This window comes from Kosmotoga sp. DU53 (assembly GCF_001639905.1).
In the GTDB taxonomy this organism is placed as follows: domain Bacteria; phylum Thermotogota; class Thermotogae; order Petrotogales; family Kosmotogaceae; genus Kosmotoga; species Kosmotoga olearia.
The window spans coordinates 40310-65508 of the sequence record NZ_JGCK01000001.1 but is presented as its reverse complement, the minus strand read 5'-3'; the positions used below and the strand labels follow the sequence as shown (position 1 = coordinate 65508).

Annotated in this window: 23 protein-coding genes, 3 tRNA genes and 3 pseudogenes; 11 read left to right on the top strand and 18 right to left on the bottom strand. The window is 41.4% G+C overall.

What is annotated here, in order from left to right; translation table 11 throughout:
- The 18 genes and pseudogenes from DU53_RS00300 to DU53_RS00220 form a co-directional block, all read right to left on the bottom strand.
- A pseudogene (locus DU53_RS00300) lies at positions 1–333 on the bottom strand (transaldolase); the annotation flags it as partial.
- The gene (locus tag DU53_RS00295; RefSeq protein WP_063726875.1) at positions 333–755 is read right to left on the bottom strand and encodes an RbsD/FucU family protein; all 423 of its coding nucleotides are present in this window, start codon (positions 753–755) and stop codon (positions 333–335) included. The pseudogene DU53_RS00300 and the gene DU53_RS00295, both read right to left, overlap by 1 nt.
- A gap of 23 nt (positions 756–778) precedes the next feature.
- Entirely contained in the window at positions 779–2203 is a 1425-nt protein-coding gene (locus DU53_RS00290) for an L-fucose/L-arabinose isomerase family protein (RefSeq protein ID WP_063726874.1), read from the bottom strand.
- 45 nt (positions 2204–2248) lie between these two features.
- On the bottom strand, positions 2249–2374 hold the full coding sequence (locus DU53_RS13090) for a hypothetical protein (RefSeq protein WP_255358846.1): 126 nt from the start codon (positions 2372–2374) through the stop codon (positions 2249–2251).
- Complete coding sequence (locus tag DU53_RS00285; RefSeq protein WP_082853712.1) at positions 2374–3210, bottom strand: ABC transporter permease; 837 nt, start codon at positions 3208–3210, stop codon at positions 2374–2376. Before DU53_RS00285 ends, DU53_RS13090 begins: the two co-directional genes overlap by 1 nt.
- Positions 3211–3212: 2 nt before the next feature.
- Positions 3213–4739, bottom strand: a complete 1527-nt coding sequence (locus tag DU53_RS00280) for a sugar ABC transporter ATP-binding protein (protein WP_063726872.1) — start codon at positions 4737–4739, stop codon at positions 3213–3215.
- Between the two features lie 75 nt (positions 4740–4814).
- Complete coding sequence (locus DU53_RS00275) at positions 4815–5810, bottom strand: ABC transporter substrate-binding protein (protein WP_063726870.1); 996 nt, start codon at positions 5808–5810, stop codon at positions 4815–4817.
- Positions 5811–5868: 58 nt separating this feature from the next.
- A complete protein-coding gene (locus tag DU53_RS00270) occupies positions 5869–6915 on the bottom strand; it encodes a LacI family DNA-binding transcriptional regulator (protein ID WP_369816063.1) in 1047 nt (348 codons plus the stop codon).
- Positions 6916–7115: 200 nt separating this feature from the next.
- The gene (locus tag DU53_RS00265) at positions 7116–7838 is read right to left on the bottom strand and encodes a DeoR/GlpR family DNA-binding transcription regulator (protein ID WP_235599631.1); all 723 of its coding nucleotides are present in this window, start codon (positions 7836–7838) and stop codon (positions 7116–7118) included.
- Positions 7839–7874: 36 nt separating this feature from the next.
- Positions 7875–8519: a class II aldolase/adducin family protein gene (locus DU53_RS00260; protein ID WP_063726866.1), complete on the bottom strand. Its 645-nt coding sequence runs from the start codon at positions 8517–8519 to the stop codon at positions 7875–7877.
- Positions 8520–8521: 2 nt separating this feature from the next.
- The gene (gene xylB / locus DU53_RS00255; RefSeq protein WP_063726865.1) at positions 8522–10021 is read right to left on the bottom strand and encodes a xylulokinase; all 1500 of its coding nucleotides are present in this window, start codon (positions 10019–10021) and stop codon (positions 8522–8524) included.
- 13 nt (positions 10022–10034) lie between these two features.
- Positions 10035–11030, bottom strand: coding sequence for an ABC transporter permease (locus DU53_RS00250; RefSeq protein WP_063726863.1), 996 nt, complete (start codon positions 11028–11030; stop codon positions 10035–10037).
- Positions 11017–12030, bottom strand: a complete 1014-nt coding sequence (locus DU53_RS00245) for an ABC transporter permease (protein WP_063726886.1) — start codon at positions 12028–12030, stop codon at positions 11017–11019. The genes DU53_RS00250 and DU53_RS00245 overlap by 14 nt, the downstream gene beginning before the upstream one ends.
- Positions 12017–13519, bottom strand: a pseudogene (locus DU53_RS00240) (sugar ABC transporter ATP-binding protein). Before DU53_RS00240 ends, DU53_RS00245 begins: the two are co-directional and overlap by 14 nt.
- Positions 13520–13605: 86 nt before the next feature.
- Positions 13606–14589 (bottom strand): autoinducer 2 ABC transporter substrate-binding protein, encoded by a 984-nt coding sequence (locus DU53_RS00235; protein ID WP_082853710.1) that lies wholly within the window; start codon positions 14587–14589, stop codon positions 13606–13608.
- A gap of 651 nt (positions 14590–15240) precedes the next feature.
- A tRNA-Phe gene (locus tag DU53_RS00230) sits at positions 15241–15316 on the bottom strand.
- An 8-nt stretch (positions 15317–15324) separates the two neighbouring features.
- Positions 15325–15399 (bottom strand) — tRNA-Val (locus DU53_RS00225).
- Positions 15400–15404: 5 nt separating this feature from the next.
- A tRNA-Glu gene (locus DU53_RS00220) sits at positions 15405–15480 on the bottom strand.
- A 159-nt stretch (positions 15481–15639) separates the two neighbouring features.
- Between DU53_RS00220 and minC the strand changes: the two genes are divergently transcribed.
- The 11 genes and pseudogenes from minC to trmFO all read left to right on the top strand — a co-directional run bounded on the left by minC (position 15640) and on the right by trmFO (position 25199).
- Complete coding sequence (gene minC, locus DU53_RS00215) at positions 15640–16296, top strand: septum site-determining protein MinC (RefSeq protein ID WP_012744558.1); 657 nt, start codon at positions 15640–15642, stop codon at positions 16294–16296.
- Positions 16293–17315 (top strand): M20/M25/M40 family metallo-hydrolase, encoded by a 1023-nt coding sequence (locus tag DU53_RS00210; protein WP_063726861.1) that lies wholly within the window; start codon positions 16293–16295, stop codon positions 17313–17315. Before minC ends, DU53_RS00210 begins: the two co-directional genes overlap by 4 nt.
- A pseudogene (locus DU53_RS00205) lies at positions 17305–18338 on the top strand (M42 family metallopeptidase). Before DU53_RS00210 ends, DU53_RS00205 begins: the two are co-directional and overlap by 11 nt.
- Positions 18335–19345 carry a M42 family metallopeptidase gene (locus DU53_RS00200; protein ID WP_063726859.1) on the top strand — a complete coding sequence of 337 codons (1011 nt, stop codon included), beginning with the start codon at positions 18335–18337 and terminating at the stop codon, positions 19343–19345. The pseudogene DU53_RS00205 and the gene DU53_RS00200 overlap by 4 nt, the downstream one beginning before the upstream one ends.
- The gene (locus tag DU53_RS00195) at positions 19342–20331 is read left to right on the top strand and encodes a 3-dehydroquinate synthase (RefSeq protein ID WP_012744554.1); all 990 of its coding nucleotides are present in this window, start codon (positions 19342–19344) and stop codon (positions 20329–20331) included. Before DU53_RS00200 ends, DU53_RS00195 begins: the two co-directional genes overlap by 4 nt.
- Positions 20328–21089 carry a hypothetical protein gene (locus DU53_RS00190; RefSeq protein WP_012744553.1) on the top strand — a complete coding sequence of 254 codons (762 nt, stop codon included), beginning with the start codon at positions 20328–20330 and terminating at the stop codon, positions 21087–21089. Before DU53_RS00195 ends, DU53_RS00190 begins: the two co-directional genes overlap by 4 nt.
- The gene (locus DU53_RS00185; RefSeq protein WP_012744552.1) at positions 21086–21880 is read left to right on the top strand and encodes a ComEA family DNA-binding protein; all 795 of its coding nucleotides are present in this window, start codon (positions 21086–21088) and stop codon (positions 21878–21880) included. Before DU53_RS00190 ends, DU53_RS00185 begins: the two co-directional genes overlap by 4 nt.
- Positions 21877–22692, top strand: coding sequence for an epoxyqueuosine reductase QueH (locus DU53_RS00180; protein ID WP_012744551.1), 816 nt, complete (start codon positions 21877–21879; stop codon positions 22690–22692). Before DU53_RS00185 ends, DU53_RS00180 begins: the two co-directional genes overlap by 4 nt.
- The gene (locus DU53_RS00175) at positions 22685–22999 is read left to right on the top strand and encodes a hypothetical protein (RefSeq protein WP_012744550.1); all 315 of its coding nucleotides are present in this window, start codon (positions 22685–22687) and stop codon (positions 22997–22999) included. The genes DU53_RS00180 and DU53_RS00175 overlap by 8 nt, the downstream gene beginning before the upstream one ends.
- A complete protein-coding gene (locus tag DU53_RS00170; RefSeq protein WP_012744549.1) occupies positions 22996–23889 on the top strand; it encodes a DNA-3-methyladenine glycosylase in 894 nt (297 codons plus the stop codon). The genes DU53_RS00175 and DU53_RS00170 overlap by 4 nt, the downstream gene beginning before the upstream one ends.
- A gap of 2 nt (positions 23890–23891) precedes the next feature.
- A complete protein-coding gene (trmFO, locus tag DU53_RS00165) occupies positions 23892–25199 on the top strand; it encodes a methylenetetrahydrofolate--tRNA-(uracil(54)-C(5))-methyltransferase (FADH(2)-oxidizing) TrmFO (RefSeq protein WP_063726880.1) in 1308 nt (435 codons plus the stop codon).

Sequence of the window (25199 nt, the reverse complement as noted above, 5' to 3'; positions counted from 1 at the left end):
AGTGGCACAGGTTTTCAATCCCATCTTCTTCAACTGTTTGGAGATAGGTGCTGCGATACTCGGCTCCCATGGAAGTTTAATTACAAACTTGGAAGCGGTTATCTTTCCGGTTTCAATCAGTTCTGCTAAAAACTGTATCCATTCAGTGTTTTTTACGCTTCCCTGAACGAAGTGCATTGTTCCCGGGATTTTTTCCAGTAAAACCACGGCTCCCAACATGGTAAGATTCGGTCTATCCCTTTTCAAAATCGTTGGGTTCGTGGTCAGACCTGAAAAGACAGGATTTTCTACCAGTTTTACAGCTTCCTCGCTGAAGTCATCGATAAATAGCATTAAACTATTACTACTCCTTTTTTGAGAATGATATTTGCGTACAATGCAGTTTCACCAGTTGCCACTATGCAATATGCTTTTTTTGCCAGGTCATAAAATTCGAATCTATCTACTGCTTTCAGTTTTACCTTTTCACCAGAAGCTTCAAGAATTTTTTTATATTCTTCCCAGATAGGAGGTTTCTTTTCTTTCCCATTGTCCATAAGAATAACATTTTCGTCCACAAAAGTATCTAATGGAAAGAACTTCAAAATTGCATTCAGAAGTTCTGGAATACCGAGACCATCGGCTCTGACGACCCGGGGGCCGAAAGAATCAGCCGGAAAATTTCCGTCCGCCAAAACGATCTCATCACCATGTCCCATTTTCATGAGTACAGTCATTAGGTCTGGAGAAATTACTCTTGGCATATTTTTCAGCATAATCCATACCTCCAGAAAGAAGTTTATTTCTGTGACCCAAGGATTCTGTATTCAATTCCCTTTATTTGACAGAAGTATATTAGTTCTTCAACACAATCCCCATAAACGCCATGTATATGGTTACATGGATAATTTCTAAGGAATGTTTCCATATCCGTGTCTAGTTTCATGTAAGCGTGAGGCCATTCGATCTGAACGTCTTTCGCTAATTCTTCCATTGCATCTTCTGGAAGTTCCAGAAATTCTCCGGGAACGATAGTCATAACATATTTACCATTTTGTCTGGCTAATCGAGCCATTGTCACTCTTCCGGGAACGGCGAAATGTTTTACAGCGGCTCCACCTGCAGGGAAGTAGAAAGTTTCAGGGTAAAGCGTTACTTTCTTTAGGTTTACCTCCGGATCAAAGGACTTTCCTGCAAAATATGTGGCGTGTGTTCCTGAGTTACAAAGATCTAGAATGTTTTCGTCCTCAAAATAATGTCTGACGTCAGCAAAAAGAACAGGTGTTTGTGCAATGTGTTTGAAGATTTCCATGGTAAGCGCTCCATCCATATCCGTTTCTGTCGCAGCTACTATAGGTTCCTTTGGACCGTTCCAATCGTAAGGATCATTCAGAAAAGCCTCTACAACATCCATTGTCGCGTAATTGTTTGTCATTTCTGGCTGACCTTTGAACCCAACGAAATCCAATTCATATTCATTTATTATTTCCATTGCTGCTTCATACATAGCAATCTGTCTTTCGAGTATTTCCGGAGTCAACTGATTCCCGTCGTATATTACATTTGCCAGTTTTTCTAACCATTCTCGACCTTTTCTTTTCTTTTCAGCTGATACCTTTTCGGCTCTTATTACCAATTCGTATTGATCAATTTGTTCTACATCAATTCCAAACTCTTTTAACCACTGATCTCCATTCGCTGCCGCGGTGTACATTCCCATAGGTCTTCCGCCAAACATACCATATCGTTCACCCTTTAGACGGTTAACAGCAGATGCGGCTCTAACAAATTTGAGAACCTTCTCTATAACTTCTGGATTTTCCGGTTCTCCCCAAATTCTTTCCGGAAAAACACCGATTTGTTCCAACGCACCGGCCGCTGCAAGAAGACCAACCATACCAGGGTACTTTGGGTTTATTTGACCATACAAAAGATAAGGACCCGGTGCAAATAATGACGCCATAACAGTCAGATGAGGCCAACACCAAATTGCGTAATTAAAAATAGTGATTTCCACCTGTGATTTTAGAAGCTCAATTCCAGCTTTCTTCGCCAATGATGGTTTCCAGACTATTTCGGAAGCCCTTACTACCTCTACTTCTCCAGTTTCTTCCAGAGCTTTTACGAGTCTATTTTCAAAATTCTTATTCATTTCAAGTAACTCTTTATGGACAAATTCTCTACCATCAGAAAATGTTATGATTCCAACTCTTCGTTTGTTCATTTTTATTTCCCCTTTCCACTTATTCTAAATAGGACATATGAATGTCTATGTACTTCTTCTTTTCCGCACCTGGTCTATTGCAACTGTGGTAACAAGAATCATTCCAACAATAATTCTCGTCCAGAATGGATTCACATTCATGAGCACAGCCCCGTTGTAGATCGTTATCATTACGAGGCTCCGACGAATGCACCAATAGCATTTCCTTCTGCACCGAACAGACTAGCTCCACCCAGAACAGCTGCTGCAATGGCATCGAGTTCATAACCGGTTCCGGTGGTAGGAACTCCCATCCAAAGCCTGCTTGTTTCGAGCACACCTCCTATTCCCCACATTATTCCTGCGAGTGTATAAACACCATAAGTAACAAGGCGTATATTAACCCCTGACAATCTGGCGGCTTCTATATTGCTACCGATAGCATATACATATCTACCAAACTTGGTTAAGCGCAAAACCATTTCGATTATCACCGTTGCCGCTATAAGGAACCAGAATAATGTGGGTATTCCCAGAAAGTCGGATGATGCAAAATTAGCAATACTTCTTGGTAAACCAAATACATTGTTTCCCTTCGAAATCAACAGGGTTGCCCCTCTGGCTATTGTCATCATTCCTAGAGTAGCAATGAATGCAGGAACCCTTAAATCAAATACTACTATCCCGTTTATAAGTCCAATCGCAGCTGATATTGCAATAACTGTCACAACAGATAGCCAGATCGGAACCCCACTAACTACCATCTTCGACATGATGATGTTCACAAGAGCTAAAACAGCTCCACTGGACAGATCTATTCCAGCAGTTATGATCACAACAACCATTCCAACAGCAAGAACGCCTTGAATGGCCATTTGCCGCATTATATTTTTGATATTAGACATGGTAAGAAAGTATTCACTCTGAAAAGCAAGAAATACCCAAATAACAGCAACTACAATTAGAACGATTAATTGAGTATTAAGAATAATTTTTTTGCTTTTTTTGGTAGAAGCACTATCAGTCATATCTATTCCCTCACTTTCTCTGTTTCGTTGTTGTTTTCGGATTTGATAGCTATCGACAATATCTTTTCTTCACTGAATTCTTCCCTCTGGAGCTCTCCACCAATCCTACCTTCCCGCATCACAAGAATTCTGTCACAAATATTGATAAGTTCCGGCATGTATGAAGAAATGAAAACGACTCCAGCACCTTCTTGAGCTAAGTCGTTCATCAATTCATATATTTCCTCCTTTGCACCAACATCTATTCCATTTGTAGGTTCATCCATTATAAAGATCCTGGATTGGCTTGCCAGCCATTTAGCAACGACAACCTTCTGCTGATTTCCTCCACTCAAATTGGAAACAATTTGATTTAAAGAAGGGGTTTTTATCGATAGAACTTCTACGTAATGTTTTGCATTTTCTGTCTCTTTTGAAAGCTTAATAAATCCAAAGCGCCCAATGCGATCATATATTGGTAAATTGATGTTATGCTTTACACTGAGCTTCAAAGCAAGCCCTTGTTGACGCCTATCTTCAGGTATTAGTCCAAGTCCACGTTTTATTGCAGAACGTGGACTTCTTATTTTGACTTCTTTCCCGTCTATTAAGATCCTCCCGGATGTAATGGAATCCGCTCCAAAAATTGCCCTCGAAAGTTCGGTACGTCCTGATCCAACAAGACCGTATATCCCAACTATTTCACCACTTTTAACTGAAAAACTGCATTTTTTGAGTTTCTCATTTTCGATTTTTTCAACTTTTAAAATCTCTGAGCCGATTTTTTTTGCGGGGTTGTAAAGATCTTTTTTGAGCTCGCGCCCTACCATCATCGTGATTAATTCATCTTCAGAGGTCTCTTTAACCGGTCGTTCCCCAACAACTCTGCCATCTTTCAAAACTAAAGCAGTATCGCAGAGCTCAAAGATTTCCTCAATTCTATGAGATATGTAAATAATCGATATTCCTTTCTTTTTCAATTGGTGAATAACTCTAAAAAGTTCCCTGACCTCCCTGTCTGCAAGTACAGCTGTCGGTTCGTCGAAGATAATCACTTTAGCACTTCTTGAAAGAGCTCTGGCAATGGCTACCATTCCCTGTTGAGCCGCACTGAGTTCTCCTATTTTCTGACCTGGTTTTATTGCATCCGCATACCCAATTTGATCAAGAATGTCATGAGTACGCTTTATCATGAATCTTTTATCTATAAACCCAAAGGTTGATTTTTCATTTCCCAGAAGGATATTTTCCGCCACAGTTAGATGATTAGCCAAAATAAGATTTTGGTAAACAGCGGAAATTCCCAGTTGTTCAGATAGAATGGGTGTCATTTTTTCAACTTTCTTTCCAAAAACTATTATTTCTCCCTCATCTGGTTGATAGGCCCCTGTAAGAATTTTTATCAATGTGGACTTTCCTGCACCATTCTCGCCGACAAGCGCCTTGGCTTCACCTGGTTTTAAATAGAAATCAACTTGATCCAAAGCATGAACACCAGGAAATCGTTTTTCGATTTTTTTCATTACAATGGCATATCCTTTATAGTTCATGATATCTCCCCGCTTTCAAAGATGAAAAAAATCAATGTGGGACAGTTTTATTACTGTCCCACACGGTATAATTAATCACCAGTCCTTATGGAATTCTACTGGTTTCAAAGCTTCATCTGCCGCTCCGCTTTTCACCATTTCCGGCGTAACAACGATGATTCCTGTATCAACGTTCTTAGCAAGAGGAACACCGTTTCTTGCCATAATTGCATAAGCAACGCCTGCATATCCCATTACCCATGGTCTCTGAACAAGAACCGCATCAAGAAAACCATTTTCAAGACCGTAAAGTTCCTGAGGACCAGCGTCAACAGCAACAGCAGGGATTCCTTTTTTACCCATAATATCGAGAGCCCTAACAAGCTCATCTCCTGTATATTGGTTACTAGCGTAAATACCTTTAAGATCTGGATAAGCAGTTAAAAGATCCTGAACTATTCCAATTGTATTACCCTGTTTCCCCTGGGCATCCTGGAAAGCTACTACTTCTATTTCTGGATATTTTTCAGCTATTCTGTCCAAGAAACCTTTCTTTCTTGCTTCAAGTGAGCCGACCCCTGAAAGGAAGGTTATTCCAGCAACTTTTCCAGCAGCCTTACCATATTTCTTTATCATTGCTTCGGCCAAAGCATCCGCAGATTTCTGTCCTATTGCGTAATTATTTGAAGCGAGAAAACTAACATACTTATCCGTGGATGCCGCTGAGTCAATTATTATAACCGGGATTCCTTCATCCATTGCTCGCTCAATGCCCGGGACAAGGGCATCTGCAACCGTTGGAGCAATAACTATAGCATCAGGTTTTAAAGATACAGCGGTTTCAAGTATCGCAACCTGTCGAGCCACATCTGCTTCGGACGTTGGCGCCTGAGCGATCAGTGTGACCCCAAAATGCTTCGCTGCCTTTTTGGCACCATCCAGAACGATTTGCCAGAATTCGGATTCAGTTGCTTTGACGATAAAGAAGATTCGCATATTCTTTACTGGAACTCCTTTGGTGTAGGCAAAGGTACTAAGCGGGACAGAAATTACCAGAAGCATGAGTAATAGAAGTACTAACCCCTTTTTCATAAATGCACCTCCCATATTTCCAAATTTGGGGGTATTCCCCCATAAATTAATCTCTGGCTTACTCCACTAAGGTTTTAACTGATTCTCTTTCGATCAGTTCGGCTTTTAATTTAATACTGGAAGGGCTTTCTTTTTCTCCATCTATGCGTCCCAACAACAAAGTAACTGCGATTCTTCCGATCTCCATAACAGGTTGGCGTATCGTTGTGATTGGCGGTGACATAAGCTCATTTTCTATCAAATCGTCAAATCCAAGTACAGAGATATCTTCAGGAATTCTAAGACCGCAAGATTTTGCTGCTCTAAGAATAGACCGGGTCATTGGATGGTTTGTGGATATAATAGCTGTTGGCCTTTCCTCAGAACTAAAGAGTTTTTTCAATTTTTCAAAAGAGCTATACATCGGGTGTTTTCCTTCAATAATCCACTCTGGTCTCGTCTCTATCTGGAGTAATTCCACAGCTTTTTTAAAGCCTTTGTAGCGCTCTTCTATTGTGTAAAGCCCCCTTCTTGCAAGGCATATTCCTATTTTTTTGTGTCCCTTTCTTCTCAGGTAAAACACGCCGTCCGCAATAGCTGTTTCGTTGTCGAGCACAACACTGTCGAAATCCCCGATTCCATTAATAAGCCTGTCGTAGAAAACCACTGGTATGCCAAATCTCGCAACTTTTCTGTATAAATTACCGTTGTGTTTTCCACTTACGGTGGTTAATGGTGAAGCAAGAATTCCTTCTACACCGTGCTCCATGAGCCAGTTCAAATAAACAGCTTCCCTTTCAAGATTTTCGTTCACACTACAAACAATGAACTTGTATCCTCTGGGAAACAATACACTCTCAACACCACGCATGACATCAAGAAAAAATGGATTCCTTATATCTGAAATAATCAAACCTATGGTTTTTGTTTTTTTTGTTTTTAATGATTTGGCAGCAACATTTGGAACATAATCCATTTCTTTCGCAAGATTTTGTACTTTTTGCCTGAGTTCAGCACTTACACCTGGTTTACCTGCTAATGCTCTTGAGACAGTTGAAGGTGAAATATTAAGTTTTCTTGCAAGATCACTTATTGTCACTTTTCTACTCATCGCAAACCTCCGCAAACGTTTGAGCTCATTTTCATTATACTAAGTTCCCTTCGGATTTGAAAATTCATTTAAATTGAAATAGTCACGGAGAAAACTATTTAGAAGCGATCAATTACAATTAAGCGGATTATCTGACGAATAATAAAAAGGAGTCCGGGTTATCTGACTCCTTTTTTTATGCAACATTAATCAATGGAACTTTGTTGAGAGTTTTGCTATTTGTCCGTAATTATCTCATGGATTTCATCTGTAGACGCCATAGGAAATGGAGATATAGAACCGAACTTTGAGTGATCCACAAGAAGATAATGCTTTTCAGAATTCTCCAGCATAATTCTTTTAACACTGGCTGAAAAGGGGCTGAGTTCAAAAGTGCCTTCATTCTGTCGAAAAGCCCCACATGAGAAGAAAAACTTGTGCGCAAAAATTGATTTGAGCATTGATTCGGCCTTTGGCCCAACAAGGGAATCAAAACCATATAGCAAGCTACCCCCACTGGATTCAACAGTAAATCCCGAAGCCTTTGAAAGTGCTAACAATATATGTATACCGTTAGTTATTATATGAAGATTGTTGAAATGTTCAGGGAGTTTAGTGGCAAACAAATAGCAGGTTGTACTCTCATCTATGAAAAGCACATCTCCTTCTTTCACAAAATGAAGAGCTTTTTCTGCTATTACTTCCTTTTCATAACTATTTCGAGCTAATCTTCTCGAAAAAAAGCTATTTGACGACATCTCCGGTTTTATCAACTTTACATATCCATAACCATTAATCACGTAACCAGAAGCCTGAAGTTCCCTGAGATCCCTACGAATTGTCACCATTGACACATTGAGCAGTTTAGATAACTCAACTGTCTTGATAGATGTTCGCTGCAAAAGAAGATCAATTATTTTTTGCTGCCTTTTTGATTTGGTGACCTTTATTTTTCTCACCTCCACGCTGGATATCTATGCTGTATATCTGGCACATTATTTTTGCCCGTATTTTGTTGCCACAAATTCCCGCATTATCACACAATCCTCATGGGAAATAACATTGGGAGTTCCAAGAATTTTAGCGTAAATAATCGTTTGAGCAGCTTTTTCAACAACTTCACAGATTTTGAATGCATGATCCAATGATTTTCCTACGCATATGGTCCCATGGTTGACGAGTAAAACCGCATTCTTATCTTCAAGAGATTCAACAGCATTTTTTGCTAGCTCAGTTGTACCAGGAAGAGCATATTTCGCACATTTTATACCTTCACCAACTATCTGAACTAGTTCTTCTGAAACAGGTGGAATGTCCATCTTGGCAATAGCAAAAGCCGTTGAAAAAATTGGATGTGTATGAATCACTGCGTTTATATCATCCCTTGCTTTATATATGTACGCATGAAGATTGTACTCTATACTGGGTCTTCTGTTTCCCTGAATAATTTTTCCGTCTAGATCCATTACCACCATGTCTTCAGCTTTTAATATTGCATAATTCATTCCGCTCGGTGTGATTATTAACGTGTTTCTGTCTATTCTCTTGCTGATATTTCCCCAGGTTCCAACCGTGAAATTACGAGCTACCATCATTTTGCAAGCCTTAAGAATCTCCTTTGCATGTTCGCCATAATGCATTTTCAGTCCTCCAATTCTCTAAATAGTTCTTTGTTTGTTCTGTACAATTTTTTGTAGAGATGATATCTTTGTTCATATACCTGGTTATCAATTATGTTGGGTTGGTCAATTTCCAATATTTTCACTACTGTGGAAGCTTCTTTAAGATCTTTAAAAAAACCAAGCGTAAGTCCTGAAAGTATCAGATTCCCTATCGCAGAACACTCCTGAGATTTAAGAGAAACTATCTCTTTGTTATAAACATTAGCTTGTATTGAGCGCCAAATCTTACTTTTACTTCCTCCACCCATGGTTCTTATCTGTTTGGCTTTCAACCCCAGTTCTTCCATTACTTCGATACATTCCCTCAAGGAATAGGCAACACCTTCCATAATCGATCGAATTATATGTTCCTTAGAATGCTTCATACTTAGTCCAAACAAAATTCCCCTAGCTTTCGAATCCCAATGTGGTGTTCTTTCACCAAAAAGATACGGCAAAAAAATTAAACCTTCTGAACCCGCTTTTATCCTGGAAGCAGAACAGGAATACTGTTCGAATATATCTTCATCGGAATCACTATCAAAGGTGTTTCTGAACCATGTTAAAGCGGCCGCAGCTGTCTGGGTTATTCCCAGAACATCCCAAAAACCATCAATAGGATAACTCCAGCATATAACACGCTTCTTTGCGTCCTTTACAGGCCTTGAAACACAACTGGCAACAACTCCCGCAGTGCCAATTATTGTAGCCATAAGTCCTTCTTTAAGGAGGCCAGCGCCAATCTCAGAAACAGAATGATCCGCACCTCCGTTTATGACCGGTAATCCTTCTGGAAGTCCTGTAGCTTCACTTGCGGATTTTGTGATTTTTCCAGTGATTTCTGTGGAGGGTACCACATCAGGAAACAGTTCTTTTCGTATCCCGGTGATTTTGAACGCTTCTTCAGACCATTTGTTATTTACCACGTCGTACAAGAGCGTTCCTGAAGCGTCGGATGGATCAGTAGTCTTTTTTCCTGTTAGCAGATATTTTATGTAATCTTTGGCTATGAGAATGGACGTTGCTTTCTCATATATTTCCGGCTTATTCTCAATAACCCATTTAATCTGTGGTGCTACGTAAGTGGGTGTAACAAAATTTGACGTTGCTTCAAAAAGTATTTTCCCTTCTTCGCCGGATTCCCATCTGGATACAATAGTCGAACTTCGCTGGTCCATCCATGTTATTGCATTTCCCAGAACAGCATCTTTTTTATCAAGATACACATGTGTGTGCATTTGACCACATATTGAAAGCGCAAGTACTCTCCCACGAAAATGCTCTTTCTTATCCCACAATTCTTTGAAACACTCAAGAATTCCATTCCACCACTGAAGGGGGTCCTGTTCCACGCCACCATTATCAAGAAGAATAACCGGGTATTCTCGAGAAGTGACTGCTTCTATTTCACCGGAAACATTCACAAGTGCTATTTTTACACTGGTTGTCCCAAGATCTATAGAAATAATTATATCTTTCATAAAAGCACCTCGATCATTTCCCTAGTCCGTGTTTATTTCTAAGCAATCTGATGCCTTCAACAGCTAATAATATTCCTCCCCATAATGCTATAGTAAGATGTGCACTTAATCCCAAAAGATTTAAGCCACTGGATATAACCTGCAAAAGTATCAGTCCCATCACTACACCGGAAACCTTTCCAAAACCACCGTTAGGATTTACGCCGCCCAAAACCGAAACAAGCACCGTTATCAAAAGATAGGAAGAACCATAACCAGCCTTGGCAGAGTTGAAGCGAGAGACCATTATGAGAGCCGCAAGCCCTGAAAGGATACCCGAAACGGTATAAACTTTCATTATAATCTTATTCACATTTATTCCTGAAAACATTGTAGCCTTTATGTTGGAACCTATCATGTAGGTTAGCAAACCAAGCCGGGTTTTATTAAGGAGAATTGCAACGAAGATGGCGGCGCCAATAAATATGAGCATAGGAACAGGGATACCAAAGACAGTTCCATTACCTATTGCAAGAATAGGTTCTGGAAATCCAGAAATGACATATCCTCTGGTTATTACTACACTTATTCCCTCAAAGAAGGTCATGGTACCAAGGGTGGCTAAAATTGGAGACACTCCCAGATAAGCTATTATAAATCCATTTACAAGCCCTATTCCGAGGGAAACCGTCATGCCTACCAATACTGCCAGCAATATTGTCCAATTTACCTGTGTGGATGTTAGCTCTGGTGTTATAACTCTTGTCAATATCAATGCCATGACTATTCCAGAAAGATTGGCCGATGAAATTATTGAGAGATTTATTCCGCCAGTTAGCATGGTTATCATCATTGCCAGAGCCAAGATACCGAGTTCAGGAAGCTGAAAGGCCATAGATTGTAGATTGTTTGGATGAAGAAATCTTCCGGGTAACATAATAGAAAACATACCCATAAGGATGACTAAGATAACACTTAAAATTACTACTTCAGAGTACTTTGAACTTATTCCAATTTTATTCTTCAACATTTATTATGGCACCCTTTCTTTCGCTTAATTTTCGCCGGTAAGCAGTTATACTAATACTCAAAACTATCACTATACCTATGAAAACCTTGTGCCAGTACGATGAGATGCCTAGAAGTGTGAGTCCGTTTTGCACAATAACTATCAGACCAAAACCAAGAACTGTTCCTAATACTGTTCCGGTCCCACCGGCCAAGCTTGCTCCGCCTAATACAACGGCTGCTAAAACTTCGAGTTCACGACCAATAAGCGCGTTTGGTGCAACTGTCAGCATCATATTTGCCTGTACTACGGAAGCAATTCCGGCAAGAAATCCCATGTAACCATATACGAAGAGCTGGATGAGAAATATGTTAATCCCCACTCTTCTGGCTGCTTCGATATTGCCACCAACAGCATAGATCTTTCTTCCTAGTGTGGTAAATTTTAATATTATCCACGTTAAAGTAACAGCAATAACAAGTATCGCAAAGGGGAGGGAGATTACTATCATTTTTCCCTGAGGACCGGGGAATTTAAATAAGTTTCTTTCCATAAACCAAACCGGGAATCCATAAATCCATTTACCACCAGTTATGAAAACAAGGATTCCGTAGAATACATTCAGTGTTGCAATGGTTATTATTATTGAGGGAACTTTTAAAAGGTATACGAGTATTGCGTTGATACTACCCAGGGCAATCCCAACCACCGCTGCGATGAGGAAAGCTAGAAACATATTGCCGCCGTGATTGATGATTGTCGTTGCCATGATATATTGGGCAACTGTGGCTACTGCGGTAAAGGATATATCTATTCCTCCGGATATCAATACTGTGAGAACGCCGACCGCCATTATTGCCAGGAATGAATTGCTTACGAGCATTCCGTATAGATTGTTAAGGTCCAGAAAGTCAGGTTTCAAAAAGGTGAGAATTGCGGCTGTGATAATAATCACAATCAACAAATAAAATTCATTGCTATCCACAAATTTTTTAAGCATTGAATTATTAATCCTTCGCATTTGCCTTTTCATACAACTCCCTTTCTGTTATCCGATCAGAACGGTATTTTCCTATTATCCTTCCAGCTTTCATCACATAAACAATGTGAGAGTGATACAATACTTCTTCAATCTCATCTGATATCATAATTATTCCTATACCCTCTGATGCCAATCTTCTAACAATTTCGTATATGCTATCTTTTGCGGCAATGTCAACACCTACTGTTGGCGAGTCCAAAATCAATATTTTGGGATTAGTGGCTATCCACTTTGCCAAAACAACTCTTTGTTGATTTCCACCAGATAAGGTCCTGACCGGTGCTTCTATTGAAGGAATTTTTATTGATAGTTTATCAACCCACTTTTTGGTTTCCCAGTCTTGCTTGTTTCTGTCAAGGAGATTCCATTTCCCCAAAAGTCTGTTCAATATGGTTATTATTATGTTCTTTCCCACGGACTGATCCATAACAAGTCCCTGCGACAATCTGTCTTCGGGAACATAACCTATACCATGTTTTATAGCCTCTTCATGACTTTTCAAATTCACCGATTTTCCTTCTATTAAGATCTCGCCTTCATCAGGCTCATTCATCCCAAACAATGATAGAGCCAGTTCTGTTCTACCCGAACCCAACAAGCCTGTGATTCCTATAATTTCACCTTTGTGAAGGGTTAAATTGATATCCTTATAGTTATTCTTTTTCGAAAGATGTCTTATTTCTAGAAGCACATCATCACTGTTAGTAAAGTCCTTAGTCAATTTAGAATAAGAAAACTTTTTGCCGGTCATGAGGTAGGTCAGTTTTTCATTATCAAGTTCTTCTGCCTGGTAAACACCAACCTTTTTTCCGTCACGAAGCACTGTGACCCTTTCGGCTATTTCCATTATCTCGTTTAGTTTATGACTAACAAAAAGCGTTGAAACACCCTTGCTTTGAAGATCTTTAATTACTTTGAATAAGTTTTCAACCTCTTTTTTGGAAAGCGAGGCAGTGGGTTCGTCCATGATAACAAGCTTGGCATCAGCAATCATCGCTCTACATATTGCTACAAGTTGACGATCAGCAACCGAAAGTCGCCCTACCAATTCCTCAGGATCGAGATCCACTGCTTCGATTTTTCCATTGCCTTTCGTGCTATGTCAACAATTTCACTCCACCTGACAAAAAATCTGTTTTCTTCAATATGAACGTTGAATGCAATGTTCTCTGCCACCGTCAAATTGGGAAACAAAGAAAGATCCTGGTATATAACTTGAATACCTCTTTTAACAGATTCCATTGAGCTCTGGTGAGTTATTTTCTTGCCATCAAATATTATTGTCCCACCTGGCTCTGGTTTTAACACCCCAGATATGATTTTTATTAAGGTGCTTTTACCAGATCCATTCTCCCCCACAAGACAATGTATCTCTTTGTTTTTTTATATCGAAGCCAACATTATCGAGGGCCTGAACTCCTCCAAATCTCTTGCTTATATTTTTTAATTCAAGTAGTTTTTCAGCCATTTTCTCACCATTTTCTTAAGCCTTTTTAATTGAATCTAATAAACAAAAAGGCTGGCCAGGTTTGTTAACCAGCCAGCCTTTGTTAATCAGAAACCATATGAGAGAGCGTTCTCAGCTGTTATATCGATAATTGCGTCAAACTTGATCACATTACCTTCTATGGTTGCTTTTCCAAGACCAGGAACTTCAAATCCCGGTTTTATTTGTTTACCGTCGAGAATAGCTTTAGCAATGTAGATCTGGGCATAGCCAGCGTCTTTTGGATCCCAGAGAAAACCATGACTTATAAGTCCTTGCATAAGGAATGGGGCTGCATGGGCAGGCAAAACTGTTCCAACAACAAAAATCTTACCCTGCAATCCTCTTTCACGAATTGCCTGAGCTGCGCCTATAGGACCAAGAGAACCAAACCCCACGATTCCTTTGAGATTAGGATAAGCGGTGATTAATTCTAATGTTCTCTGATACGAGAGCTCAACACTTTCACCACAAGGAATTCTTTCAGTAACCAACTTCATTTTTGGGTACTTCTCAGCTACATAGTTTAAACCAACATCGGCCCAGAAATTATGGAGTGGAACTGTAAGTCCGCCAACAAATACGGCAAATTCGCCTTCTCCACCCATTAATTCAGCCAATTTTTCAAAGTTCACTTGACCAAACTTTACATTATCAATTGTCTCAACGTCCCAGTCCCCGCCTTTTTGTCCTGGCGATTCATGGGTTATAATAACTATTCCCTTTTCTCTTGCTTTTTCAAAAACAGGTTCGAGAGCTTTCGCGTCGTTTGGAACGACACAAATGGCATCTACACCTTTTGCAATAAGATCTTCAATAATCTTGACCTGTTGAGCTGGATCTGCATCGGAAGGTCCCAATTGATAAGCATTAACACCGAGTTCTTTAGCAGCTTGTTTCACACCTTCTTCCATCCTATTGAACCATGGAATTCCACTGATCTTCACTACCAACGCGATTTCATACTTCTTAGCCTTTGCTAGAGATAACGCAGGAAGCAACAGTACAACCAGAAGAAACAGTACTAAAAACACCCTTACCTGTGTTTTCACAGCTTTCCCCTCCTTATTATGGTGTGCCCCCCTTTTACGATTTACTCGAATTAAAGCAGGCGGCTACTTTTATTCCTCTATTCCTCTAAAGCCAAAAGATTGACAAATGATCACTTCTTATCACAAAAAAATATAGCTATCAAGATTATCCTGAATCATTTATTGATTTACCGAGTATTTTTAGGAGTAGATTGGTAAACTTTCTTTTTCTCTATGTAAGCTTATTTGGTCTACCATTTTACTTAAGATTACTTTCTTTATTAAATACAGTTACACTCTAACAAAAAAATAAACAAGAAATCAAGTAAGATTTTTGCGTCTTTTCGAATAAAAGCGGGCAATAATACGGCTTAATTGCCTCAATTCCCGAATTTCAAAAGATAACAGATTATCAAGAAATGATCTCATCTTGTCATTAAAGGCGCTCTAAAAAGTAGATAAAGATTTAGGTTGCATACTGGGATATTCCGAGAAGATTGAGTGAAAACTATCACAAGTTATCAGGCAATAGGTAAAAGTCCTTCTCTGATTAACAAACCACTAATGTGTCGACAATTATCGCATGTAAAAGCAGCATATGAAAAAAGAAAGCCTCGCTTATGCGAGGCTGGAGTCAGGGGATGGATATGGAATTGTGGGAATTGAAAAAGATGGTGGCGAGGGACGGAGTCGAACCGTCGACACATGGATTTTCAGTCCACTGCTCTACCAACTGAGCTACCTCGCCACTTCTTCTGGTGGAAGCGACAGGGTTCGAACCTGTGGCCTCTTGCTTGTAAGGCAAGCGCTCTCCCACTGAGCTACGCTTCCACCCCTGGCGCCCTCAAGGGGATTCGAACCCCTGCCGCCGGCTTGAAAGGCCAGTGTCCTAGACCTCTAGACGATGAGGGCGCAAAACATCGTTAAATATCTTACACTATAAACACCATTCGGTCAAGGGCCTTAACCCGTAAAAATTCAATTATGGGGTTAAAATCCAACTAAATCTCTGGTCGGGGTTAGTTTAAAGCCTGCTTCGTGATAGAATTTACTTCGAAAGGAGGGATGATTTTGCCAATAGATTTTCGCATGACAAAAAAAGGGTTGATTCTTCTCATCGAGTCATATTCGTCCATTGAAAGTTTGAAGCAGGAGATTATGGCTAAATTCAATGAAGCGCGCGATTTTTTCTCTGAAGGCGATGAGATCTCTTTGATGCTTACACAGGAAACAAGCAAACCGGATGACATAGTGAATATCGTTTCCCTTCTCGGGAATCTCGGGGTTAGAGTGAAGGATATTCTCGTAGGAAGTCTGGAAAAGAAAAATGTGAAGATTGGACAGAAATACGATCTTGTTAGAGAGAAAGTAACCGAGGTACGTGGAGCTCAGGTAATAAAACGAAATCTGCGATCCGGACAGATTGTTGTACATAACTACGATATCATAGTCTTTGGAAATGTCCATCCCGGGGCGGAGATAATCGCTGGAGGAAGCATTGTGATCTTTGGAACGGCGCGGGGGATACTGAGAGCAGGCTATTCGGTTGGTGATGAAGCAGTCATCGCAGCTCTCGATCTGAAGCCTTCTCTGATACAAATAAGCGGTTTGATTTCTCAAGATTATAATGTCTATGAAACCCCGGCTGTAGCCCACATCAGAACGGGAAGAATAGTTGTGGAAAAAATAGAGAGTGCAAAATTTGAGGTAAAGGGGGGAAAGATTTGAAAACGCCCGAGCTATTGATCAAGCTATCAAATGCCTTTGGCCCTGTGGGTTATGAAGATGAGGTTAGAAAGATCATCCAGGAGGAGATCGAATCCTATGTGGATGAAGTAAAAGTCGACAACCTTGGCAACCTCATAGCCTTCAAACGGGGGACAGGCAAGAAAAAAGTTGCATTTTTTACTCACATCGACGAAGTTTCTCTTGTTGTTTCCGCCAAAGACGAAAGAGGTTTTTTGAGGTTTGATACCTTGGGTGGAATTGATCCCAAAGTTCTTATCGCTCAACGCGTAAAGGTTGTATCAAAGGATGGTAAGGTACGGCGGGGGGTTATCGGGGTGCTTGCGCCACATCTCCAGAAAGCAGCAGATCGCAAAAACATACCGCCAATGGATGAAATGTTTATTGATGTTTCTATGAATCCGGATTATGAGAAAATCGAAATTGGTGATTTTGTTGTGATAGATACCGAAGCTTTTGAAAGTAATGGAAAGGTTATTGGAAAAGCTCTTGATGATAGAGCCTGCGCTGTTATTTCTATACTCGTTGCGAAGCAGCTTTCAAAGTTTTCCCGATTCCCGGATGTGTACTTCGTTTTTACGAGTCGCGAAGAGGTAGGCGGTATGGGAGCCAGAGTGGCTGCTGAGGCGATACAACCTGATGTTGGGATAGCGATGGATGTAACCCACGCTCACAAAAGGACAGGAATAGAGCTCGGCAAAGGACCGGCGATAACCGTAGGTGGTCCGAATATCCACAAAGGATACTTCAAAATGCTTGATGATGTGGCAAAACGCGAAGGTGTCAAGGTTCAATACGAAATCGCGGCTGGGAGGACCGGAACCGATGCCGATAATGTCCAGATAGCCGGTACGGGAATCCCGACGCTTCTGGTGTCGCTTCCAAATAAATTCATGCACACTCCTGTGGAAGTGGTGCAGGTATCTGATGTTGAAGAGTCTGCAAGATTACTCGTGAACTTCCTTTTTGAATTGGAAGAAGGTGAAGAGAATGAAGCTTGAGAGACTGAAAGAACTTTCCGAACTTCCCGGAATTTCAGGTTTTGAAGAGAAGGTCGCGGATTATATAGAAGAAAAGATAAAGGATAAGGTCGATAAGTACTGGCGTGACAATGTGGGCAATCTTATTGCACTGAAGAAAGGAAAAGGTAACGGCAAGAAGCTCATGCTTCTGGCTCATATGGATGAGGTTGGGCTCATGGTCAAGAGGGTGAATGAAGACGGCACGCTGGCGATAAGAGCTGTAGGTGGATTGGCTCCAAGGGTTCTGATCGGTAAGAAGGTGCTGGTGGGACCTGACCTTATCCCCGGGGTAATTGGGTTCGATGCGATACATATTCAGGAACCCGCAACTGTCTTGAAGTCACCGAGTTACGATTCTTTATCCGTTTATCTTGGTGTTTCGAGTAAAGATGAAGTGAAGAACGTAAGAATTGGTGACCCTGTCTTTTTCAGCACGAAATATGAAGAGGTTGGAAATTACGCGATAGGGAAGGCTTTCGATGACCGTAGCGGTTGTGAGGTTTTGCTTTCAGTTCTTGATGACATTCTTGAAAATCCTGTTGACTATGATATCTACTTTGCCTGGGTTGTCCAGGAAGAGGTAGGGCTTAGAGGAAGCGGTGTTGCTGCTGCCCAGATTAAGCCCGATGCGGCTCTCGTTTTTGAGAATACCACCGCAGGAGACAACCCGGAAATGCCTGAGTCGAGGTGGTCTACGCGCCTCGGTGAAGGGCCAGCGTTAACCTTTGCGCATTCAGGCTGGTACTGGACAGGAAGATCTTCGAAACCATAGTTGATACGGCTAAAAGATATGACATTCCTTTCCAGTACAAAAGCAGAACAGTCGGCGGAACGGATGCCGCACGACTGGCGAGAACACTCAGAGGCATTCCTTCCGGGGTGATTTCAACCCCATCACGTTACATACATTCGCCTGTTTCAGTGATAGATATCAATGATTTCTTGAAAGTTGTAAAACTTGCGAAAATCCTGGTTAGGGAAGGGAAGGTGTTAAGCGAATGAAAGAATTGATAAAGAAAGTGACAGAGGTTTGTTCTCCAAGCGGCCGCGAGGATAAAATAAGGGAAATGATAATTGAGGAGATAAAGGATTATGTTGATGGTTATAAAGTGGATCGTCTTGGAAACCTCGTGGCATGGAAAAAAGGTTCATCCGGCAAAAAGCTTTTGCTTGATGCTCATATGGACGAGATCGGTGTTGTGGTAAGCAATATAGACGACAAGGGATTCCTCAAGATCGAGATGATTGGTGGTGTTTCTCCGTACATTCTTCTCGGTACAAGAATAAGGTTTGAAACAGGTGTAATCGGGGTTGTTGGTGTTGAAGGTGAGTCTAGTAAAGAATTACAGGAGAATATGAAGGGTCTTAGTTTTGACAACATTTTCGTGGATATCGGTGCCACAAGCAGAGAAGAAGCGGGGAAGCTTGCACCGGTGGGAACCTTTGGAACTTACGATGCGACCTTCTACGATGCTGGAAAGAGATTGATATCCAAAGCTATGGATGACAGGATTGCCTGTGCAATCCTGATACAGGTTGCGAAGGAATTGGAGAATCCGAAGGACGATATCTACTTTGCTTTTACCGTCCAGGAAGAGGTAGGACTTGTTGGGGCAAGCGTAGCCGGATTTGACATCATGCCGGATATGGCAATAGCTGTCGATATAACCGGCGGACCCGATACCCCGAAATCCTACAAAAGAATGGGCTTTGAACTCGGTAAGGGTCCGGCGATAAAGATAAAGGACAGGGCAAGCGTGAGCTCTTCCTGTGTTGTGAAAAAGCTGGCAGAGGTTGCAGAAAAGAATAAGATTCCCTATCAGTACGAGGTTTTGATATTTGGTGGCACAAATGCCAGAGGCTATCAGGTTACCAGAAGCGGTATCGCTGCTGGAACTTTGTCAATTCCCACAAGATATGCCCACACACCCCATGAAATGGTTGATTATGACGATGTTCTTAATGCGGTAAAACTCCTGAAAGCACTTTGTGAGGAAGGTATTGGATGAAAAAGTTCCTTTTCACGAGGGTTCAGGAATCTGAGTGTGTGGTGAAATTTGTCGAAGATTGCAGGAAAAACATACCGGAGTCCCTTTTGATAGTGGACTCCGGTGTCCCTAAGTTTAAAGGGAAGAGCTTTCCTAACATCTATGCTTTGAAAGGTGGCGAACACGTCAAATCCCTTGATAGGGTACTCGAGATGTACCAGCTTTTCAAGGTATCGAAAAAGGATTCCGTCACCGCTGTCGGTGGGGGTGCACTTCTTGATCTCGTTGGTTATTCAACCTCCACCTACACTGAACTTAAACACTTGAGACTGGTGCCAAGCACACCGCTTTCGCAGGTGATGCTTCCCATTTGCGGAAGCTTCTTCATCAATCTGGAGTTCAGAAAAGATGTGTTACGGACTTTTGGCGTACCGGAAGAGGTCATTATAGAACCTCAACTAAGCTATGAGGTTTTTAGTCGCCAGGGGGTCTACGAACTGTTTCCTATGTTAATAACTGCATACAGCTACGATTGGAGGCTCTTTAACTATCTCAGTAATCTGATATCCGAAGGTATGGAAATAGATCTGAAATTGTGGGAAGATCTTCTCTGGTCTTCTTTGAAAGCATATATCGATGGTATTAGCAACGACTACGAGCCTGTTGGAATTTCGATGACAAGAATATTGCAGTCAGCCTTTAGGCTTAAACTGGACTATATGGTAGCTCTTGCCTTTGGAGCAATCATCGAAAGCTGGGTTGGACTTTTGCATGGACTTTTAGATGAGGAACATACCAGAAAATTTTTCCTTACGCTAAAAAAGATATGGTGCAACAATTGGCCTTATAGACTTGATATGAGTTCCGTTACTGAATACATAGATAAACTGAAGGAAATTGTCATCTGGCTCCCGGGTGGAGCACAACAGAGAAGGGTTGTGGTTTCTTCTACAGAACTTTCCCGGATGGTGAGAAAAAATATGAGAGGATTGGAGAGTTTTACGTGAGTGACAAAGCCTTTGGAGCAGCGGTCAGGATGCTTTCAGTTTTTGTGATAGCCCTTTCGATTGCGGTATTCATTGTTGGGGGGTATGCATACCTATTGAAACAGGAAAACGACAATTATAGACTCATCGTTGAAGAAATAAGAAACAGCGTAAATCCAACTATAGCTGCAACGGAACCTCAAGAACCCTCCTTAGAACCTCTTAAGAAAGAGATAGAAAAACTTGAAGAAGCTTCTCCGGATAAAGAGATGGCGGTTGAAGAGCCTGAAAGGCACTTCTTTCTTGAGAGCTTCGATTACGAAAGACTTATTATAGAATCTTTTGATTACTTTGTCCAGGGAACTGCGTTCAGTTACGTTGTAGTTGATGAGAATACGGCATTTAAACTCTGTATTGAAAAGGGAAAAGACAATTATTTCATCACCAAAATTGATCCAGGAAATTACGGAATAATGTTCCTTGGTGAAAACCCGCTGGAAGGGTTATTTGCTTCAAAGGTAGCTTATGGAGTTCAGCTTGTTTCGCATACAATAGTAGATGGTATAGCACCGCAGATTATAAATCTCAGGGCAAACGGTTATCCGGCTTTTGCTTATAAATTCTACACTGCCGATGGCCGAACGTTCTACGCGGCAATTCTCGGGGCATTTCCCGATCTCGAAACCGCGAGAGATTATTCTGAAGCTTTGAATGTTTTCAAGGTTGAGGAAATAACAGGCTGGGATATTTCCGGAAGGTACTTGAGGAGAATCAAATGAAACGACTTTCTTCAAAAGAAGCGCAATTACTTGGGTCCGTGATTTTCATCGTTGTTATTGGTTTTATAGCTTTATTGAACATGGGTGAGACCAATGACGTAACCAAAAACAGCGAGGCCCTTTTTGATGTAAAAGAGCGATTTCCAATAGACTTGAACACCGCTACTGTAGAAATATTGCAGTTACTTCCGGGAATCGGCGAGACCAGGGCAAAGGCGATTGTTACGTTCAGAGAAAGCAATGGCGGTTTTTCGTCAACCGAAGAGTTGCTTCAAGTTAAGGGAATAGGTAACTCTACCTACGAAAAGCTAAAGGATCTGGTTACCATTACGAACGCTGCAAAAAGTAAGGCGGAAAACACCAGAGATACCAGACTGGATTTAAACACAGCATCGAAAGTAGATTTGACTTCACTTCCCGGCATAGGGGAAGTCAAGGCAGCAGAGATAGTGAAATACCGGGAAGAGCATGGTGGTTTTAAGGCCATAGATGAACTTATAAATGTGAAGGGGATAGGAAGAGCCACTCTGGACAAAATAAGAAATCTGGTAAGAGTTGGGAGCGTTTCAACAAATGTTCCGGATAAAAGCGAGAATTCCGGAAAGATAAATGTCAATACCGCGACTCTTCAGGAGTTAGTAGCGCTTCCAGGGATAGGACCTGTCCTGGCAGAAAGGATAATTGATTACAGAGAACACAATGGAAAATTCCATAAACCGGAAGACCTGCTTAAAGTAAGCGGAATAGGAATCAAGACGTTGAGCAAGTTCAGGGAGATGATCGATTTTTGAAACTCCTTTTGCATGTGTGCTGTGGCCCTGATTTAGCTGTTACTATGGAACACCTGAAAAGCGATTTCAACGGCAAAATAACCGCTTTCTTTTACAATCCAAACATCTTTCCCTATGAGGAATATGTGAAACGTCTCCGGGCTTTCGAACAGGTTGCTGAAAGATATGGACTGGAGACTATGGAAGGAAAATACGATGAAGAAAGATTCTATGCCCTTGCCCGGAATTTAGAAGATGAGTCTGAAGGTGGGGAAAGATGCAGAAGATGTATAGCTTTGAGGCTCGGCGTTACAGCGTCTCTTGCTCAAAAGATGGATTTTGATCTTTTTTCCACTACGCTGATGGCAAGCCCGAGAAAGTCTATTGTTATGCTGGAAAACGAAGGTAAACGAGCTGAAAAGGCGACGGGAAAGAGATTTTTGTTCTCAAATTTTCGGAAGGGTATAGATGGAAAGAAAAAGAGAGAACTGTTTTCTGGAATTTATGTCCAGGATTATTGTGGGTGTGTTTTTGGCCTCAGAGAACAGGAAATGAAGCGCCAGGAGATTGAAAAAAAGGATTTTGAAAAACTAAAACAGGATTTCCCTGAGAAGATACATCTCTGGAAGTACAGAAGGAAGCCTTTGAACAGTGATAATTTTGAGATAAATGACATAAACGAATTGAAAGAGCTGCTCGAAATAATAAAACCATCAAAGCTTGTGGTTACCGAAGGATTTGCGAAAGCATTCTCTCTCACTTCTAAGTGGTTGAAATGCGGTAGTTATAACTGCCGCCTGGAAAGATCAGAAAGAGGTGAAACTTATGGGTAGCGTTCCTGTAGAATTGATAGAGCGGATTGAAGAATTGGGGAATGAAATAGGTCTTCAGTTGAGGCTTGTGGACTCGCAGGGGAATTCTCTGGGGAAACCGTTGCCAGTCGAAATTCCTCCCCTTGTCCTCGCGCTTTCTCTTCAGACCGGTTCGCGAAGTTCCACAACAAGCGGCCTGGAAACCATAACGGCAATGCCCGTTAATATAGGAGGAAATGCCCTCGTTCTCGTGGTTATTGGAGAATTCAGAGAAGACAACGCTTTCAGGCTTTTGAAGGTTGTCACAGAGAGGATGCTGACTAAATGATAAAGTTTTCCCTGAAGCTCGACACAGCTTTCGATCTTGATACCACACTCGATTGTGGTCAGACATTCAGATGGGAAAAGACTGATGGCTGGTGGAAAGGTGTTGTAAGGGATACTGTGCTTTTTCTCAAACAGTCTGGGAAAAAGCTTGATGTGATAGCTTCCAGAGATACATTACTTGGAATGGACATAGATGAAGGATTACGAAAATATCTTGGGTTTGAGGATGATTTAGAAGAGGTTCATTCTACCCTGGAAATGATCATCCGGAGTCTTCCAGAGCGAACAAAGGAACTCTCTCTAAATGCGGTTAAACAGGCCAGAGGCTTGAGAATTCTCAGGCAGGATGCCCTTGAGATGACAGTGGAATACATTATCTCAACGAGAAACAGTATTCCTACAATACGTAAAATATCCGACCTGCTTTCTGCAAAGTTTCCGGAAAATCGAGTTGAAATGGATGATGAGGTGTTCTACACCTTTCCTTCATTGGAACAGCTGAAGCATTTAAAGCTTGAGGATCTCCTTGAAATCAAGCTTGGTTTTAGAGCGGATTGGTTGTACGAACTCTTCCAGAATCTTGAGGATGAAATGTTTTTTGAAGAGCTTTATGATAAACCCTTGATGGAAAAACTCGAGGAGCTGATGAAAATAAAGGGGATCGGATACAAGGTTGGAAGTTGTATTACGCTTTTCGCATATGCTGAACTGAACTCGTTCCCCGTTGATGTATGGATAAAGAGAGTGATGAAGGATCTCTTCGGTGTAAATGGTAGCACAAAAAAGGTAATGGAGTTTGGCATGGAAACCTTTGCCCCTTACGCAGGTTACTATCAGGAAGCTGTGTTCAGATACTATAGAACGCACAAATTGGGGAGAGATAAACAGTGAAGGTGAAGATAAATATAGTCGGTGGTGGGCTGGCCGGGTCTGAAGCGGCCCTGAGCCTAGCTGAAAAGGGAATAGAAGTAACTTTATACGAGATGAGACCAAAGGTAAAAACCGATGTTCACCAGACGGGGGATTTTGCTGAACTGGTGTGCAGTAACTCTCTTAAATCCGTGGAATTAACCAACGCTTCAGGATTGTTGAAAGAGGAAGCCAGGATGCTGGGTTCAATTCTTCTGGAGATAGCGGAAAGACACCGCGTTCCTGCCGGAAAAGCTTTCGCGGTTGATAGAAAAACCTTCTCTAGGGAGGTTACCGAAAGGATTGAAAGCTCCCCATATATTCATGTGGTGAGAGAAGAAGTCAAAGAAATTGATCTCAACGATGAGGGAACGCTCTGGATTATCGCTACCGGTCCTCTTTCTTCGCCAGCTTTTGAGAAATGGCTTTCGGGTTTGTTTGGAGAGGACCTTTTCTTTTTCGATGCTCTGTCACCAATAGTAGCAGCGGATTCTATTGATTATAGACGCTGTTTTGTCGGCGATCGTTACGGGAAGGGAAGCGGGGATTATCTGAACTGTCCCCTTGATAAGGAAACCTACGAGAGATTCTGGAATGAACTTGTGAATGCCCAGGTTGCCCCGATAGAGAATTTTTCCGACAAGCTTCTATTTGATCGCTGTCAACCGGTTGAGGAGATCGCAAAAACAGGGATCGATGCCCTACGCTATGGTCCAATGAAACCTGTAGGATTGATAGATCCGAAAACGGGTAGTGAACCCTACGCGGTGGTTCAGCTAAGAAAAGAAAATAAAGAGGGAACCCTTTACAACCTTGTCGGGTTTCAAACCCGTCTTAAATGGGGAGAGCAAAAACGGGTATTTCGGATAATTCCTGCTTTAGAGCATGCTGAATTTGTTCGGTATGGTGTTATGCACCGAAATACCTATCTGAATTCCCCGAAGATTCTGAATAGAGATCTAAGAAGCAAGGGTTATCCAAACCTGTTTTTCTGTGGTCAAATAACAGGATTGGAAGGTTATGTCGAGGCCATCACAAGCGGGAGATTTGTCGCATTGAACGTCATGGAGTTAGTGAAAACCGGTTCAACCTTTTACCTGCCGGAAAAGACCATGCTTGGAGCCTTGATAAACCACATAACGGTCTCCGGGAGGGTTCCCCTTTCTCCCGTGTACGCAAATTATGGTCTCCTTTCCCCCGTTAAAGCGAAGGGGAAGAGAGAAAGGAACCTGAAAAAGGCCGAGAGAGCTATTGAGGAGTTAAAAAAGTTTCTTAAAGAAAGGGGCTTTTGA

Bases quoted from the DNA above. Each gene is read 5' to 3' on its own strand.
- DU53_RS00295 (WP_063726875.1), bottom strand. From the start codon at position 755: ATGCTGAAAAATATGCCAAGAGTAATTTCTCCAGACCTAATGACTGTA.
- DU53_RS00290 (WP_063726874.1), bottom strand. From the start codon at position 2,203: ATGAACAAACGAAGAGTTGGAATCATAACATTTTCTGATGGTAGAGAA.
- DU53_RS13090 (WP_255358846.1), bottom strand. From the start codon at position 2,374: ATGATAACGATCTACAACGGGGCTGTGCTCATGAATGTGAATCCATTC.
- DU53_RS00285 (WP_082853712.1), bottom strand. From the start codon at position 3,210: ATGACTGATAGTGCTTCTACCAAAAAAAGCAAAAAAATTATTCTTAAT.
- DU53_RS00280 (WP_063726872.1), bottom strand. From the start codon at position 4,739: ATGAACTATAAAGGATATGCCATTGTAATGAAAAAAATCGAAAAACGA.
- DU53_RS00275 (WP_063726870.1), bottom strand. From the start codon at position 5,810: ATGAAAAAGGGGTTAGTACTTCTATTACTCATGCTTCTGGTAATTTCT.
- DU53_RS00260 (WP_063726866.1), bottom strand. From the start codon at position 8,519: ATGCATTATGGCGAACATGCAAAGGAGATTCTTAAGGCTTGCAAAATG.
- xylB (WP_063726865.1), bottom strand. From the start codon at position 10,021: ATGAAAGATATAATTATTTCTATAGATCTTGGGACAACCAGTGTAAAA.
- DU53_RS00250 (WP_063726863.1), bottom strand. From the start codon at position 11,030: ATGTTGAAGAATAAAATTGGAATAAGTTCAAAGTACTCTGAAGTAGTA.
- DU53_RS00245 (WP_063726886.1), bottom strand. From the start codon at position 12,030: ATGCGAAGGATTAATAATTCAATGCTTAAAAAATTTGTGGATAGCAAT.
- DU53_RS00200 (WP_063726859.1), top strand. From the start codon at position 18,335: ATGAAAGAATTGATAAAGAAAGTGACAGAGGTTTGTTCTCCAAGCGGC.
- DU53_RS00195 (WP_012744554.1), top strand. From the start codon at position 19,342: ATGAAAAAGTTCCTTTTCACGAGGGTTCAGGAATCTGAGTGTGTGGTG.
- DU53_RS00185 (WP_012744552.1), top strand. From the start codon at position 21,086: ATGAAACGACTTTCTTCAAAAGAAGCGCAATTACTTGGGTCCGTGATT.
- DU53_RS00175 (WP_012744550.1), top strand. From the start codon at position 22,685: ATGGGTAGCGTTCCTGTAGAATTGATAGAGCGGATTGAAGAATTGGGG.
- DU53_RS00170 (WP_012744549.1), top strand. From the start codon at position 22,996: ATGATAAAGTTTTCCCTGAAGCTCGACACAGCTTTCGATCTTGATACC.